General features: G+C 68.0%; 12 protein-coding genes. 4 read left to right on the forward strand and 8 right to left on the reverse strand.

Going from position 1 to position 14,254, the window contains the following annotated elements; translation table 11 throughout:
• Positions 1-4: 4 nt before the first annotated feature.
• Complete coding sequence (locus HF886_RS00285) at positions 5-820, reverse strand: TIGR03084 family metal-binding protein (RefSeq protein ID WP_169651247.1); 816 nt, start codon at positions 818-820, stop codon at positions 5-7.
• A 119-nt stretch (positions 821-939) separates the two neighbouring features.
• On the opposite strand from HF886_RS00285, the gene HF886_RS00290 reads away from it, so the two are divergent.
• Positions 940-1,833: an EamA family transporter gene (locus tag HF886_RS00290; protein WP_169651248.1), complete on the forward strand. Its 894-nt coding sequence runs from the start codon at positions 940-942 to the stop codon at positions 1,831-1,833.
• A gap of 7 nt (positions 1,834-1,840) precedes the next feature.
• On the opposite strand, the gene HF886_RS00295 is transcribed toward HF886_RS00290, so the two are convergent.
• Positions 1,841-2,734 carry a LysR family transcriptional regulator gene (locus HF886_RS00295; RefSeq protein ID WP_169651249.1) on the reverse strand — a complete coding sequence of 298 codons (894 nt, stop codon included), beginning with the start codon at positions 2,732-2,734 and terminating at the stop codon, positions 1,841-1,843.
• Between the two features lie 101 nt (positions 2,735-2,835).
• Here HF886_RS00295 and HF886_RS00300 point away from each other — a divergent pair, with 101 nt between their 5' ends.
• On the forward strand, positions 2,836-3,885 hold the full coding sequence (locus HF886_RS00300; protein WP_169651250.1) for a putative sulfate exporter family transporter: 1,050 nt from the start codon (positions 2,836-2,838) through the stop codon (positions 3,883-3,885).
• A gap of 46 nt (positions 3,886-3,931) precedes the next feature.
• On the opposite strand, the gene HF886_RS00305 is transcribed toward HF886_RS00300, so the two are convergent.
• The 5 genes from HF886_RS00305 to HF886_RS00325 all read right to left on the reverse strand — a co-directional run bounded on the left by HF886_RS00305 (position 3,932) and on the right by HF886_RS00325 (position 8,618).
• On the reverse strand, positions 3,932-4,255 hold the full coding sequence (locus HF886_RS00305) for a DUF202 domain-containing protein (protein WP_169619512.1): 324 nt from the start codon (positions 4,253-4,255) through the stop codon (positions 3,932-3,934).
• 7 nt (positions 4,256-4,262) lie between these two features.
• Positions 4,263-4,634, reverse strand: coding sequence for a DUF202 domain-containing protein (locus HF886_RS00310; RefSeq protein WP_169619511.1), 372 nt, complete (start codon positions 4,632-4,634; stop codon positions 4,263-4,265).
• 40 nt (positions 4,635-4,674) lie between these two features.
• Positions 4,675-5,130, reverse strand: coding sequence for a Rieske (2Fe-2S) protein (locus HF886_RS00315; RefSeq protein ID WP_169619510.1), 456 nt, complete (start codon positions 5,128-5,130; stop codon positions 4,675-4,677).
• A gap of 130 nt (positions 5,131-5,260) precedes the next feature.
• Positions 5,261-6,787: a DHA2 family efflux MFS transporter permease subunit gene (locus tag HF886_RS00320; protein WP_169651251.1), complete on the reverse strand. Its 1,527-nt coding sequence runs from the start codon at positions 6,785-6,787 to the stop codon at positions 5,261-5,263.
• Positions 6,788-6,938: 151 nt separating this feature from the next.
• Complete coding sequence (locus tag HF886_RS00325; RefSeq protein ID WP_169619622.1) at positions 6,939-8,618, reverse strand: 4Fe-4S binding protein; 1,680 nt, start codon at positions 8,616-8,618, stop codon at positions 6,939-6,941.
• A 172-nt stretch (positions 8,619-8,790) separates the two neighbouring features.
• Between HF886_RS00325 and HF886_RS00330 the strand changes: the two genes are divergently transcribed.
• Positions 8,791-9,579, forward strand: coding sequence for an acyl-ACP thioesterase domain-containing protein (locus HF886_RS00330; protein WP_169619508.1), 789 nt, complete (start codon positions 8,791-8,793; stop codon positions 9,577-9,579).
• A 19-nt stretch (positions 9,580-9,598) separates the two neighbouring features.
• Positions 9,599-10,090 (forward strand): histidine phosphatase family protein, encoded by a 492-nt coding sequence (locus HF886_RS00335; protein WP_169619507.1) that lies wholly within the window; start codon positions 9,599-9,601, stop codon positions 10,088-10,090.
• A gap of 94 nt (positions 10,091-10,184) precedes the next feature.
• On the opposite strand, the gene HF886_RS00340 is transcribed toward HF886_RS00335, so the two are convergent.
• Entirely contained in the window at positions 10,185-14,156 is a 3,972-nt protein-coding gene (locus HF886_RS00340) for a DNA-directed RNA polymerase subunit beta' (RefSeq protein WP_169619506.1), read from the reverse strand.
• Positions 14,157-14,254 lie beyond the last annotated feature (98 nt).

Consider the following 14,254-nt stretch of genomic DNA (forward strand, 5'->3'; position numbering starts at 1 on the left):
GAGATCACGGAACCGCCTCGCCGGGAGCGCGACCCGGCCCGGGCGGGCCGGCGAACGCCTGCGCGAAGCCGAGCCACTCGTCGGCGTCGGAACCGGTCGCGACGAGCGCGGTGTCGTCGCGGTGGACTCGTTGCGTGACCAGCGAGCAGAAGTCGAGGGCGGGTCCGGTGACGGACTGCTGCGCATCCTCGGGGCCCCAGGTCCATTCGCTCCCGTCGGGCGCTGTGAGTGCGACGCGGAACGGTTCGGCCGGTGGCGTGGCGTCCCGAATGATGTACGCGAAGTCGCGAGTACGCACGCCGAGGTGCGCGATGTGGCGCAGCCGGGCCGTGGGTGCCCGCACGACTCCGAGAGCGTCGGCGACGTCGCCGCCGTGTGCCCAGGTCTCCATCAGTCGCGCCGTTGCCATGGACGCTGCGGACATGGGCGGTCCGTACCAGATGATCTTCGTACCCTGCGGAACCTCGGCGAGGGCGAGCGCGAGTTCGTGCCGTGCCGCTCGCCAGTCCGCGAGCAGGTCCGCGGCCGGCAACTGCGCCAGTTCCGCGGCTCCGGCGTCGACGAAGCCGAGCGGGTCGGTGAACGCTTCGAGGACCCCGGCGCGAAACGCCTCGGGATCACGGATGGCCGTGAGCGCAGCACGATCGGTCCACAGCAGATGGCCGATCTGATGCGCGATCGTCCAGCCCTTCGCGGGCGTCGCGACGGTCCACCGGTCTGCGGGCAGGTCCGCGACGAGATCGTCGAGGGCGTCCCCTTCGGCCCGAAGGTCGTCGAGCAAGGTCTGCAGATCCGCAGCGCGATTGTGCAACTCCACCATGCGACAAGGGTCACACGTACGCGCGCAGGAATCAAGCAGGCGTGATTGTTTTCTGTCGCGCGGCTGGCAGTACGGTCGGCGAGACTGAGCGCATCGACAACGACGACAGCGGAGGACGGATGGCCGACAAGGATCACGGGGGCACTGCGCTGCCCGTCGCGGCGGTGCTGGGGGCCGTGCTGTCGATGCAGTTCGGAGCCGCTTTTGCGACGACCCTGTTCGATCAGGCGGGCGCGGCGGGCACGGTGACCGTACGACTGCTCTTCGCCGCCCTGGTGTTGTGTGCGATCGCGCGCCCACCGGTCCATCGGTGGTCGCGTATCGAGTGGCAGGCAGTCCTCGCACTCGGCGCGAGTCTCGCGCTGATGAACTCGTTCTTCTACGCCGCCCTCACACGACTCCCCCTCGCCACCACCGTCACGATCGAGTTCCTCGGTCCCCTCACCGTGGCGGCCGTGCTGTCGCGGCGGGCCCGGGACGGCGTGTGGGTTCTTCTCGCGCTGGGCGGGATCGTGTGCCTCGGCGCGGGCCACGGCGACGGCCTCACCGAGGGCCTCGACCCGCTGGGCGTCGCACTGGCGCTCGTCGCGGCGGCGGGGTGGGCGGGATACATCGTGGCGGGATCACATGTCGCGACCAGGCTTGCGGGCTCGGCGCTCTCCGGCACCGCCGGGCTGGCCGGCGCCACCGCGATCGCCGCCGTGGCCGTGTTGCCGTTCGGCGTCGTCTCCGCCGGGACAGAGATGCTCTCACCCACGTTTCTCGCAGCGGGCTTCGCCGTGGCGCTGCTGTCGTCGGTGATCCCGTACAGCCTCGAGATCCGCGCCCTTCGTGACCTGTCCAAGAACGTCTTCGCCATCCTGATCGCTCTCGAACCTGCGGCGGCGGCCCTTGCCGGCGTGCTCGTGCTCGGCCAGTTCGTCGACGCTCTGTCCGCCATCGGTATCGCACTCGTCGTCGCAGCCGGGATCGGGGCTCTGCGCAACTCTCGCCCGCGCGCGCCTGTCACCTAGTTCCGCGTCAACGTGGCCGGGTGATCATCCGGACGAGTTCACCGGCCGGTCCGGCGAGCGCGCGCGGCGGGCGCCATACCGCCCGCAGAACCCGGGAAAGGTCGAGTCCCTCCACGTCCACTGCGCGCAACTTGCCGGATTCGAGGTCCTCGGCCACCGCGAGCGTACTGAGAACCGCAGGACCTGCCCCGCCGAGCACGCTCGTCCGGACCGCTGCACTGCTCCCGAGTTCGAGCAGCGGCGCGGGACGGGCGTACTCCTCCAGCGCGAGGTCGAGGGTTCGGCGGGTACCCGACCCCACCTCGCGGACGACCAGCGGAGTGGACGCCAGTTCCGCCACGGTCAGCGGTCGGCGTCTGCGCGCCCACGGGTGGTCCGGCGGCACGACCACCACGAGCCGGTCCCGCGCTACCGGCACGCTGTAGAGCCCGCGCGGCACCGACGGACCCTCGACGAAGCCCACGTCGCACTCCCCGGCGGCAGCGGCGTCGCACACCTGCACCGAGTTGTGTACGTGCAACTGGATCTGCACGTCGCTGCGGATCGCCCGGAACTCTCCGAGCCACCGTGGGATGAGGTGTTCGGCCACCGTCATGGATGCCGCGACCACGAGTTCGGGAGGATGGTCGACACGCAGCGACGCCGCCGCGTCGAGCATGCGAGCGGTGTCGGCAAGGACCTCACGGGCCCAGTGCGCGACGACGGTGCCTTCCGGAGTGAGCACCGATCCCGTGCGGCCCCGGCGGACGAGCACCGCGCCGAGTTGCTTCTCGAGCCGTCTCAGCATGCGGGTCGCGTTGGGCTGGGCGATCCCTGCCTTCCGCGCTGCTGCCCCCAGACCGCCGTGGTCGTCGATGCCGACGAGCAGGTCGAGCGCCGCCAGATCGGGCCAGTCCGTCATGCCGATACGATATGCCTACCGGACCGGGCATATCTATTCGATATGAGCACATACCGAATCGACGGCTAGTCGCGCGGAGGCGGGCGCGACACGCTGGAGACATGGTCGCCGTCCTCTCTCCGCTCCGCCCCGAGCCGCTGCTCCGGCGCATGCGTCCCGCCGTTCCCGGCCTGCTCGTGGGAGCAGCGGGCGCAGCAGTCGCGCTCGCCGCAGCCGGACTGTTCCCCGGCGCCAGCCCACTGCTGATCGCGATCGTGCTCGGAGTCGTCGTCGCCAACGTGGGGCCACACCTGGCAGTGCTCGAACCGGGACTGACGCTGGCGTCGAAACACCTCCTCCGAATCGGTGTCGCGCTACTCGGACTGCAACTGGCGATATCGGATGTCGTCGGACTCGGCTGGGGCGCAATGGGAGTCGCGGCCGCGGTGGTCGCGGCAGGCATCGGCGGCGCGCTGCTGTTCGGAAAGTGGCTCGGCGTCGGATGGACGGAGCGAATGCTCATCGCGTGCGGATTCTCGATCTGCGGTGCCGCCGCAGCCGCCGCGGTCGACGGTGTGATCGACGCTCGGAAACGCGAACTCGTCACGACCGTCGCACTCGTCGTGGTGTTCGGTACCGCCATGATCCCGCTCCTTCCCGCCCTGTCCGGCGCCCTGGGACTCGACTCGACCGAAGCGGGCATGTGGGCGGGCGCAGCGGTGCACGAGGTTGCCCAGGTGGTGGCGGCGGGAACCGCCCTCGACGCCACGGCGGCCGGCGCGGCCGCCGCCGGCGGTGCGCTCGCCGTCGCGGTCACCGTCAAACTCGCGCGCGTCGCGTTGCTGGCCCCGGTGGTCGCTGTCGTCGCCGCCGTGGCGCGGCGCAGTGGGAACGCACGGCGCGACGGGCACACTCCTCCGCTCGTACCCGCGTTTCTCGTCGCATTTCTGGTGCTCGTCGCCGTACGCGCGACCGGCCTGATCGGGCCGCAGGCACTCGATGTGGCTCACTGGGTTCAGGTCGCGCTGCTCACCATCGCGATGTTCGCACTGGGAACGGGCGTGCGGCGCGACATCATTCGCGGACTGGGATGGCGCCCGCTGGTGCTGGCCGCCGCAGCGACGGTGTGGGTTGCAGCGATCGCACTGGCCGGCGTCCTGGTGATCGCCTGAGCGCGGAAACTCCTACGTCCGCACTACGGGTTCGAATCCGCGCGCATCACCCGAGTCCGTCGACAGCGATGAGCACGGTCGTCGCTGTCGCGAGCACCACGACGGCCGCTGCGACGGCGATGTTGCGCCACCAGAGACGGCCCACGTCCCCCGCGACGAATCCGCGCACGCGGGCACGGTGACCGATCCGGGCGGAGAGCAACACGACCACCGACGGCACGAGGCACAGCAGTCCCACGGCCGCGACGACCGGACCCGGCCCAGGAACGAACCGCATGAAGAGCAGGACGACGGCACCGAGGGCGGCCCCGGTGCGCATCCAGGCGAGGCTCGTACGTTCGGGCTGGAGTCCGGGATCGTCGTGCCTCATCCGCAGGTCACACCGCGATCGCGACGGCGAGCCCGACGCCCGCCGTCGCGAGCAGACCCGCGAGCAGGAAGGACGCCCACGGCAGCGGGAGCGGACGTTGCGTGCGCATGGCGCGCTCGACGCTCAGCCAGCGGGCCACCGCCACGACCACGAGAATTGCGGAACAGACCAGCAGCGCACACGAGAACGCGGTGCGAAGGGCGGAGCCGATGACGTCACCGGCAAAAGCCTCGAGCCCCACCGCGGCGGCGATCAGGCCCAGCGCCGTCCGGATCCACGCGAGGAAGGTGCGCTCGTTGGCGAGGGTGAATCGCGGGTCGGGGTCGGTACCGACCCGCAGTGCCTTCGGGCGCCAACGCTGCTCTCCGGACGGATCCACGAGTGGGACACTATCCCGCCGGCCGGTCCGGCGGGCCGGGTCAGCCGACGACGAGATCGGTGCCGCGTGCCTCGACGGGTTGCGACTTGAGGGGACGCTTGGCCGGGCCCTGCACAACCGAGCCGTCGAGAGCGAACTTGCTGCCGTGGCATGCGCACACGATGGTGTCGCCTTCGACGGAGGTGATGTTGCAGCCCTGATGCGTGCACAAGGCGAGGAATGCGCAGAAGTCGCCTTCGGTGGGCTGGGTGAGAACCAGGCGCTTGCCTTCGATGAGCACTCCGCCTCCGACCGGTACATCCGCCACGGCCGCGACCACCTGTGCGTCGGGCCCGGGCGGCGCCGTCGTCGTCGGGGGCTGTGCCTGTGGAGGATCCCCCGCCGTATCGGTCGACGCGCCGCACGCTGCGAGCGCAGCGACGGCCGCTGCCGCTCCGGCTCCGCCGAGCAATGCGCGCCGGGGTACGGAGGTCCGGTCGGAAGAATCGAAGCTCATGCACGTGTCCGTTCGGGTCGCGGTTTCTGCTCCGACCGAGCCTATCGGGGAACGCGAACGGGGGCCGCGACCTGCGTCACGGCCCCCGCGCACGGGATTGTTCCTTACGCCACGGCGTCCGGCTGCCCGGCTAGTGCATCACGACCGGGGCCGCTGCGCCCTCTGTCTTCTCGGCACGTTTCCGGGGAAGGAAGGCTGCCGGGATCAGCGCGAAGATCATGATGATCGTCGCGATGAGGAAGGTGAACGCGAACGCCTCGGCGAGTGAACTCAGCACCGACTGCTGCATCTCGGCCGGCAGCTGGGCGAGCATCTCGGCATCCGGCTGACCGGACGACCCCTCGGGCGCACCCTGCGGTGCGATCACGCGGCTGGTGAGGATCACCGACATCGCCGCGGTGCCGATGGATCCGGCGGCCTGCTGGACGATGTTCATCAACGTCGAACCCCGCGCGATGCTGTTGTCGGTGAGAGTCTGCAGCGCGGCGGTCATGGTGGGCATCATCGTGCAGCCCATACCCATACCCATCACGAACAGGGCACCGAGGAGCAGCGGGTAGCCGGTATCCACGCCGACCTGGGTGAACACGCTCATCCCGGCGGCGATGAGAGCCAGGCCGGTCAGCACGATCTTTCCCGGCCCGATACGGTCGACCAGTTGTCCGGCGATCGGCATCGTGAGCATCGCACCGATTCCCTGTGGTGCGAGCAGGAGTCCGGCCGCCAAGGTGCTCTCGCCTCGCACCTGGAGGAAGTAGCTCGGGAACAGCAGACCGGCACCGAAGAACCCGATCGCGAACACCGACATCGTCAGGACGGCGAAGGTGAGCTGACGGTTGCGGAACAGGGTCAGGTCGATCAGCGGATGGTCGGTGCGCAACGCGTGCACGACGAACGCCGCGATGAGCGCGAGACCGGCGAGGCCGCTGACCACGACCCGGGCGGACGCGACGGTGCCGGTCTCCGGCAGCGACGAGACGCCGAACAGGAACAACGCGAGCCCGGGCGAAAGCAGCAGCATCCCCTTGAAGTCGAACGCCTCCGACGCTTTCGGTGCGTCCTTGGGCAGCACGACGACAGCGACGATCAGCGCGACGATCCCGATCGGCAGGTTGATCAGGAAGATCCAGTGCCAGGTCGCGACGTCGATGAGCCAGCCACCGAGGATCGGACCGCCGATGGGGCCGAGCAGCATCGGGATACCGAGCACCGCCATGACGCGACCCACGCGGTGCGGGCCGGCCGCACGGGTCATGATCGTCATGCCGAGCGGCATCAGCATGCCGCCGCCGAAGCCCTGGACGACGCGGAACGCGATCAGCGACGTGACATCCCACGCGACACTGCACAGCACGGAACCGGCGACGAACAAGACGAGTGCCGTCAGATACAGCCGCTTGGTGCCGAAACGGTCCGCAGCCCAGCCGGTGAGCGGGATCACGCTGGCGAGCGCGAGGGTGTAGGCCGTCATGGTCCACGCGACGGTCGCGTAGGACGCCTGGAAGTCCGACATGAATGTCGGCAGTGCCACCGACACCACCGTGACGTCGAGAATCGACATGATGGCGCCGAGCACGACGACCGAGGCGATCTTCAGTACCGCGGCATCGAGCTTGTCACTGGGTTGAGCTGGGGATTTGTCGGGCGGCGCAGTCATGCGGTTACTCCAGGGTCGGCGCAGGCGAGTACCCGCGCGGTAGGAAACGAGCGTCGCGCGAAGATCCGGTCACCAGATCGGAAGTCGGCATCGATGGCGACTGCGAAACGCCGGATGATCTTAACGACCACGTCCGCCCGGCCCAACCGATTTACCGGCGCACGGCTCCGATCAGCGGCAGCAGTCGGCGGCGCCGGCGCCCGAGTTCCGCGAGCGCCTCGCGATCGGTGATCTTCACCCGCGGACGGCCCTGGGCGATGCCCGCCTTGCGTTCGGCGGCGTCGATCGCGCGCCACCCCTCGAGGTCGACGCGCTCCGGCCGCCGCCGCGCGAGCAACTTGTGCAGCGCGCGCCGGTCACCCCGCGGCTCCCGCAGGACGCCCGCGTCGAAGTCGGCGAGCAACGCGTTCACGGTCTCGCGTGCACAGGCCTTGTTGGTGCCGATGACTCCGCTCGGACCCCGCTTGATCCACCCGGTCACGTACACGCCGTTGTCGACGCGTCCCTCCGAATGGGGCACGACGCCGCGCACCTCGTCGAACGGGATGCCCGGTACCGCGACACCCCGGTATCCGATCGACCGGAGCACCAGAGGTGCGGCTACGTCGTCGAAGTCGTCCGTCGGGCGAACAGCAACCGCACCGTCGGTGCCGGTGAGTTCGGTGCGGGCGACCCGCACACCCGTGACACGCTCGTCGCCGAGCAGTTCGTGCGGAGCGGCGAAGAAGCGGAACACGATGCGCCGGTGGCCGGGGCGGAGCGGTCGCTGCGCGTATTCGCGCGCGAGGCGAACCTTCAGGGCCGTCGCCGGATCCTCTTCGACCGCACGGGCACTGACCGGATCGAGGTCGAGGTCTGCGTCGTCGATGACGACGTCGACGCCGCGGAGATCACCGAGGGCGACGAACTCCGGGTTGCTGTACGCCGCCTGGGCGGGCCCACGCCGGCCCAGCAGCACGACCTCACGGATGTTGCTGTTCCGCAACGCCGTCAGCGCGTGGTCGGCGATATCGGTGCGGGCGAGTTCGTCGACGTCCATCGTGAGGATGCGGGCGACATCGAGCGCGACGTTTCCGTTCCCGACGATCACGGCGCGGTCACCGGAGAGGTCGAACGTGCGGTCGGCGTAGTCGGGGTGCCCGTTGTACCAGGCGACGAACTCGGTGGCGGCGTGACTTCCCGGAAGGTCCTCGCCCGGGATACCGAGCCGCCGGTCGGCGGAAGCGCCCACCGCGTAGACGACGGCGTGATGGTGGTCGAGGAGTTCGGCATGCGTCAGGTCGCGGCCGATCTCCGTGTTCAGGTGGAGCGCGAATGCGTCACGCCGGAACGACCATTCGAAGGAGTCGGTCACGCTCTTCGTTCCCGGGTGATCCGGCGCGACACCGGCACGCACCAGTCCGAAAGGCGTGGGAAGACGATCGAACATCTCCACTTCGACGTCGGAGCGCTCGAGCAGTGCCTGCGTGGCGTAACACGCCGCGGGACCGGCGCCGACGACGGCGACCCGGAGGGTCCCCTGCCCGCGGGGCGGGGCATGGGTGGGAGTGAGGGGAAGCCAGCCGTCGGGCGTCCGGTGATCTACGTAGTACTCGGCATTGATCTCGGCGAAACGCGACTGTGAGGGGTCGAGTTTGTCGTCCGGAAGGATCGCCTCGACGGGGCAGGCGTCGGCGCACGCACCGCAGTCGATGCAGACCTGCGGGTCGATGTGGAGCATCTCCGCGGTCGCGAACCCCGGCTCGTCGGGCGAGGGGTGGATGCAGTTCACGGGGCACACCGCGACACAACTCGCGTCGTTGCAGCACGTCTGAGTGATCACATAGGCCATGGCGGGGTCCTCGGAAGGGCGGGGCGGCACGACCGCCGAGTTCATGTAACAGTGCGTAACAGTTAATACGACTGTAGTCCCCGCCACACCCGGTTCGCAAGACGCGCTGCGCACGAGCCGGGTAGCTGCGAGAATCGGCCGATCGGGCATCCGACACAGGGGGACACACGCAGTGGCCATAGCGACATCCACCGACGACCCGCCCTGGGCGCGACCTCTCGCGGCACTCCCCGCCGAGGCGACGCCCTTCCGCACCGAACGCTCCGTGCGTACCGGCGATGTCGACACCTCGCAGCGTCTCCGACTCGACGGCGTCGCCCGGTACCTCCAGGACATCGGCATCGACAACCTCGAGGCCGTCGACGCCGCGCACACCGATCCCCTGTGGATCGTCCGGCGCACCGTGATCGACGTCCACCGGCCGGCGCGGTTCCCGCAGCATCTCCGGCTGCGCCGCTGGTGCGATGCTCTCTCCACCCGGTGGGCCAACGTACGAGTCCGTCTGGACGACCCGCACGACGACGAGGGCGGACCCCTCATCGACACGGCAGGATTCTGGATCGACATCGGTCCCACGACGGGTGCCCCGACCCGCATCAGTGACGGGCTCTTCGAGCACATGTCGCGATATGCGCTCGACACCCGGCTCCGGTGGCGCGCGTGGCTGCCTGCCTCACCGGAGGGCGAGATCACCGACAGTCGCGAATTCCCGCTCCGCGTCACCGATTTCGACCCGTTCGGGCACGTCAACAACGCCGTGTACTGGCACGGGGTGGAGGAACTGCTCGCGTCCCGTCCCGATCTGCAGAGCTCACCGTATCGAGCGGTGATCGAACATCTGCGACCCATCGGAACCGACGAGACCCTGGTCCTCCGCGCCGGCGACGACCGGCACGGCCTGACGCTGTGGTTCACAGTGGACGATCGCGCCCGCGCGGTCGCCCGGGTCGTTCGCCTCTGAACGCTCTACGGTGGAGCCCATGACCCGCACTCTGATCTTGCTGCGCCACGGCAAGTCCGCGTACCCGGACGACGTGGACGATCACGACCGTCCGCTGTCCCCGCGCGGTCGCCGCGAGGCGGGGCTCGCCGGGCGGTGGATCAGGGCCACAGTGCCTCCGATCGACAAGGTGCTGTGCTCGACCGCGGTCCGAACCCGCAAGACCCTCACCGAAGCGGGTATCGAAGCACCCGTCGACTACCGCGACAGCCTCTACCTCGCAGATCCCGCCACGCTGCTCGAGGAGATCCACTCGGTGCCGAAGGATGTCCGGACCCTCCTTGTCGTGGGCCACGAGCCGACACTGTCCACGACGGTCCTGAATCTCGTCACCGACCACAGCACCGACGAGGCGCAGCAGGTCACGGAGAAGTTCCCCACGTCGTCGGTCGCCGTCCTGGCGGTCCGGGGGCGCTGGGACGAACTCGAACCCGGCCGGGCCGAACTCACCGATTTCCACATCCCGCGATAAACGTCCGGACAGCGAAGAGGTCCCGCCCCCGAAGAGAAAGGGGCGGGACCTCTGTCGTTCTACTGCAGCATCACTGTCCTAGGACAGTCGGCTGCTAGCGGTAGTCGTTGGAGTAACCGTAATCGTCCAGCGGAACCGCAGCGCCGGTGTTCTGGCCGAAGCCGTCCGGCGAGTAGTACTGGTCGTCGTACGCCGGGATGGCGTAGGCGGCAGCACGTGCTTCCTCGGTGGGCTGCACCTGGATGTTCCGGTACTTGTTGATGCCTGTACCGGCCGGGATCAGCTTGCCGATGATCACGTTCTCCTTGAGACCGATGAGCTTGTCCGAGCGGCAGTTGATCGCCGCGTCGGTGAGCACACGAGTGGTCTCCTGGAACGACGCTGCCGACAGCCACGAATCGGTGGCCAGCGAGGCCTTCGTGATGCCCATGAGGACCGGACGTCCGGCAGCCGGCTCGCCGCCTTCCTGGACCACACGACGGTTCGCAGCCTCGAACTCGCTGCGCTCGACGAGCGAACCGGGCAGGAACTCCGTCGCACCCGAGTCGATGATCGTCACGCGACGCAGCATCTGGCGCACGATGACCTCGATGTGCTTGTCGTGGATCGACACACCCTGGCTCCGGTACACCTCCTGGACCTCGTGGACCAGGTGGACCTGGACCTGACGGGGACCCATCACGCGCAGCACCTCGTGCGGATCGGCAGCACCTTCGAGCAGCTGCTGGCCGACTTCCACGTGGTCGCCGTCCGCGAGGACACCCTCGGTGCCGTTGGCCTTACGGATGACGTGCAGACGCTGACGCTTGGACAGCTTGTCGTACACGACCTCCTCGCCACCGTCGTCGGGGATGATCGTGATCTTGTAGAAACGATCGTCGTCCTCGAGGCGGACACGGCCGGACACGTCGGCGATCGGAGCCTTGCCCTTGGGGACACGGGCCTCGAACAGTTCCTGGACGCGGGGCAGACCGCCGGTGATGTCCTCACCGACGCCACCCTGGTGGAACGTACGCATGGTCAGCTGCGTACCGGGCTCACCGATCGACTGTGCGGCGACGATACCGACGGCCTCGCCGATGTCGACGAGCTTGCCGGTGGCCATCGAACGGCCGTAGCACGTGGCACACACGCCGGTGCCGGTGTCGCAGGTCAGGACCGAGCGGACCTTCACCTTGCGGATACCGGCCTCGAGCAGTGCCTCGATGGCGGGGTCGCCGAGATCGGAACCACGCTCGACGACGACGTTGCCGTCCTTGTCGACCGCATCGGTGGCGAGCGTACGGGCGTACGTGCTCGTCTCGATGTGGGCATCGCGGACCAGCTTGCCGGTCTCGTTGCCCTCGGCGTCGCGCTCGGGCTCGGCGATGACCATCTCGATGCCACGCGGCGTGCCACAGTCGACCTCGCGGACGATGACGTCCTGCGACACGTCCACCAGACGACGGGTCAGGTAACCCGAGTCGGCGGTACGCAGAGCGGTATCGGCCAGACCCTTACGCGCACCGTGCGTGTTGATGAAGTACTCGGCGACGGTCAGGCCCTCACGGAAGGAGGACTTGATCGGGCGAGGAATGAACTCGCCCTTCGGGTTCGTCACCAGGCCCTTCATACCCGCCAGCGAGCGGATCTGGGTCATGTTGCCCGCAGCACCGGACTTGACGATCGTGGGGATCGGGTTGTCGTCCGGGTAGTGCGCCTCCATGGCCTGACCGACCTCTTCGGTCGCTTCCTGCCACAGCTTGACGAGCGAATCGCGACGCTCGTCCTCGGAGAGCTTTCCTCGGTCGTACTGCCGCTGGATCGCGTCGGCCTGACCCTCGTAACGCTCGAGGATGTCCTTCTTCTCCGGCGGAACGAGCACGTCCGCCATCGAGATGGTGACACCCGAACGAGTGGCCCAGTAGAAGCCCGCGTCCTTGAGCTTGTCGACGGTCTGTGCGACGACGATCATCGGGTAGCGCTCGGCGAGATCGTTGATGATCGCGGCCTGACGCTTCTTCGGCATGATGTCGTTGACGAAGCCGTAGTTGACCGGCAGGAGTTCGTTGAACAGCACACGACCGAGGGTCGTGTCCGCCGTCCATGCCTGCCCGTACTTCCAGCCCTCGGGGAACAGCTCGGACTCGAGTTCACGCGGCGGACGCTGATGCGTGAGCCGCACCTTGATCGGAGCCTGAACCGAGAGCACGCCACGGTCGACAGCCATCTGAGCCTCGGCCGGGGACGAGTACACGCCCTGCTCCGGCTGATCTTCGGCGGCCGGCTGGTACGCACCGGGAGCGTCTTCACGCAGACGGGTCAGGTGGTACAGACCGGTCACCATGTCCAGACGCGGCATGGCGAGCGGACGACCCGACGCCGGCGACAGGATGTTGTTCGAGGACAGCATCAGGATGCGGGCCTCGGCCTGCGCCTCCGCGGAGAGCGGGAGGTGCACGGCCATCTGGTCACCGTCGAAGTCGGCGTTGAAGGCCTCACACACCAGCGGGTGGAGCTGAATGGCCTTGCCCTCGACGAGCTGCGGCTCGAACGCCTGGATGCCCAGACGGTGCAGCGTGGGAGCACGGTTCAGCAGAACCGGATGCTCGCTGATGACCTCTTCGAGGACATCCCACACCTGAGCGCGCTGACGCTCGACCATGCGCTTGGCGGACTTGATGTTCTGCGCGTGGTTGAGGTCGACGAGACGCTTCATGACGAACGGCTTGAACAGCTCGAGCGCCATCAGCTTCGGCAGACCACACTGGTGCAGCTTGAGCTGAGGACCGACGACGATGACCGAACGGCCCGAGTAGTCGACGCGCTTACCGAGCAGGTTCTGACGGAAACGACCCTGCTTGCCCTTGAGCAGATCGGACAGCGACTTGAGCGGACGGTTGCCCGGGCCCGTGACAGGCCGGCCACGACGACCGTTGTCGAACAGCGCGTCCACGGACTCCTGCAGCATCCGCTTCTCGTTGTTGACGATGATCTCGGGAGCACCGAGGTCGATCAGTCGCTTGAGGCGGTTGTTGCGGTTGATCACGCGGCGGTACAGATCGTTGAGGTCGGACGTCGCGAAACGGCCACCGTCGAGCTGAACCATCGGGCGGAGCTCCGGCGGGATCACCGGAACAGCGTCGAGCACCATGCCCATGGGCGAGTTGCCGGACTGCTGGAACGCCGCGACGACCTTGAGCCGCTTGAGCGCACGCAGCTTCTTCTGGCCCTTGCCGCTGCGGATGGTCTCGCGCAGCGACTCTGCCTCGGCGTTGATGTCGAAGTTCTCGATGAGCTTCTGGATCGCCTCGGCGCCCATGGCACCGGTGAAGTACTCCCCGTAGCGATCCTGCAGCTCGCGGTAGAGCATCTCGTCGACGATGAGATCCTTCGGCTTCAGCTTCGTGAAGGTGCTCCAGATCTCGTCCAGGCGATCGAGTTCGCGCTGCGAGCGATCGCGCAGCTGACGCATCTCGCGCTCGCCGCCGTCCTTCACCTTGCGGCGGACGTCGGACTTGGCACCCTCGGCTTCGAGCTCGGCCAGGTCTGCTTCGAGCTTCTGCGCACGGGCCTCGAGGTCGGCGTCGCGCTGATCGGCGACAGCCTTCTTCTCGACCTCCATCTCGGCCTCGAGGGTCGAGAGTTCGTTGTGACGCAGGTCGTCGTCGACCGCGGTGATGACGTACGCAGCGAAGTAGATGATCTTTTCGAGATCCTTCGGAGCGAGGTCGAGCAGGTAACCGAGACGGCTCGGCACACCCTTGAAGTACCAGATGTGGGTGACGGGTGCGGCCAGTTCGATGTGGCCCATCCGCTCACGACGCACCTTGGCGCGAGTCACCTCGACGCCGCAGCGCTCACAGATGATGCCCTTGAAGCGGACGCGCTTGTACTTACCGCAGTAGCACTCCCAGTCCCGGGTGGGGCCGAAGATCTTCTCGCAGAAGAGGCCGTCCTTCTCGGGCTTGAGCGTGCGGTAGTTGATGGTCTCCGGCTTTTTGACCTCGCCGTACGACCAGTTACGGATGTCCTCGGCGGTGGCCAGGCCGATCCGGAGTTCATCGAAGAAGTTGACGTCGAGCACGTAACTTCCTTTCCCCTGTGCGGGCTTTGTTGCTGCTAGTTGTCGCTATCGCTGCCGGGGCCCGATGCGGTACGTGTCCGGTTGTCCGGTTGCGTACC

It is taken from the genome of Rhodococcus sp. 105337, assembly GCF_012844225.1.
GTDB lineage: Bacteria > Actinomycetota > Actinomycetes > Mycobacteriales > Mycobacteriaceae > Rhodococcus.

Bases quoted from the DNA above. Each gene is read 5' to 3' on its own strand.
- HF886_RS00285 (WP_169651247.1), bottom strand. From the start codon at position 820: ATGGTGGAGTTGCACAATCGCGCTGCGGATCTGCAGACCTTGCTCGAC.
- HF886_RS00290 (WP_169651248.1), top strand. From the start codon at position 940: ATGGCCGACAAGGATCACGGGGGCACTGCGCTGCCCGTCGCGGCGGTG.
- HF886_RS00295 (WP_169651249.1), bottom strand. From the start codon at position 2,734: ATGACGGACTGGCCCGATCTGGCGGCGCTCGACCTGCTCGTCGGCATC.
- HF886_RS00300 (WP_169651250.1), top strand. From the start codon at position 2,836: ATGGTCGCCGTCCTCTCTCCGCTCCGCCCCGAGCCGCTGCTCCGGCGC.
- HF886_RS00305 (WP_169619512.1), bottom strand. From the start codon at position 4,255: ATGAGGCACGACGATCCCGGACTCCAGCCCGAACGTACGAGCCTCGCC.
- HF886_RS00315 (WP_169619510.1), bottom strand. From the start codon at position 5,130: ATGAGCTTCGATTCTTCCGACCGGACCTCCGTACCCCGGCGCGCATTG.
- HF886_RS00320 (WP_169651251.1), bottom strand. From the start codon at position 6,787: ATGACTGCGCCGCCCGACAAATCCCCAGCTCAACCCAGTGACAAGCTC.
- HF886_RS00325 (WP_169619622.1), bottom strand. From the start codon at position 8,618: ATGGCCTATGTGATCACTCAGACGTGCTGCAACGACGCGAGTTGTGTC.
- HF886_RS00335 (WP_169619507.1), top strand. From the start codon at position 9,599: ATGACCCGCACTCTGATCTTGCTGCGCCACGGCAAGTCCGCGTACCCG.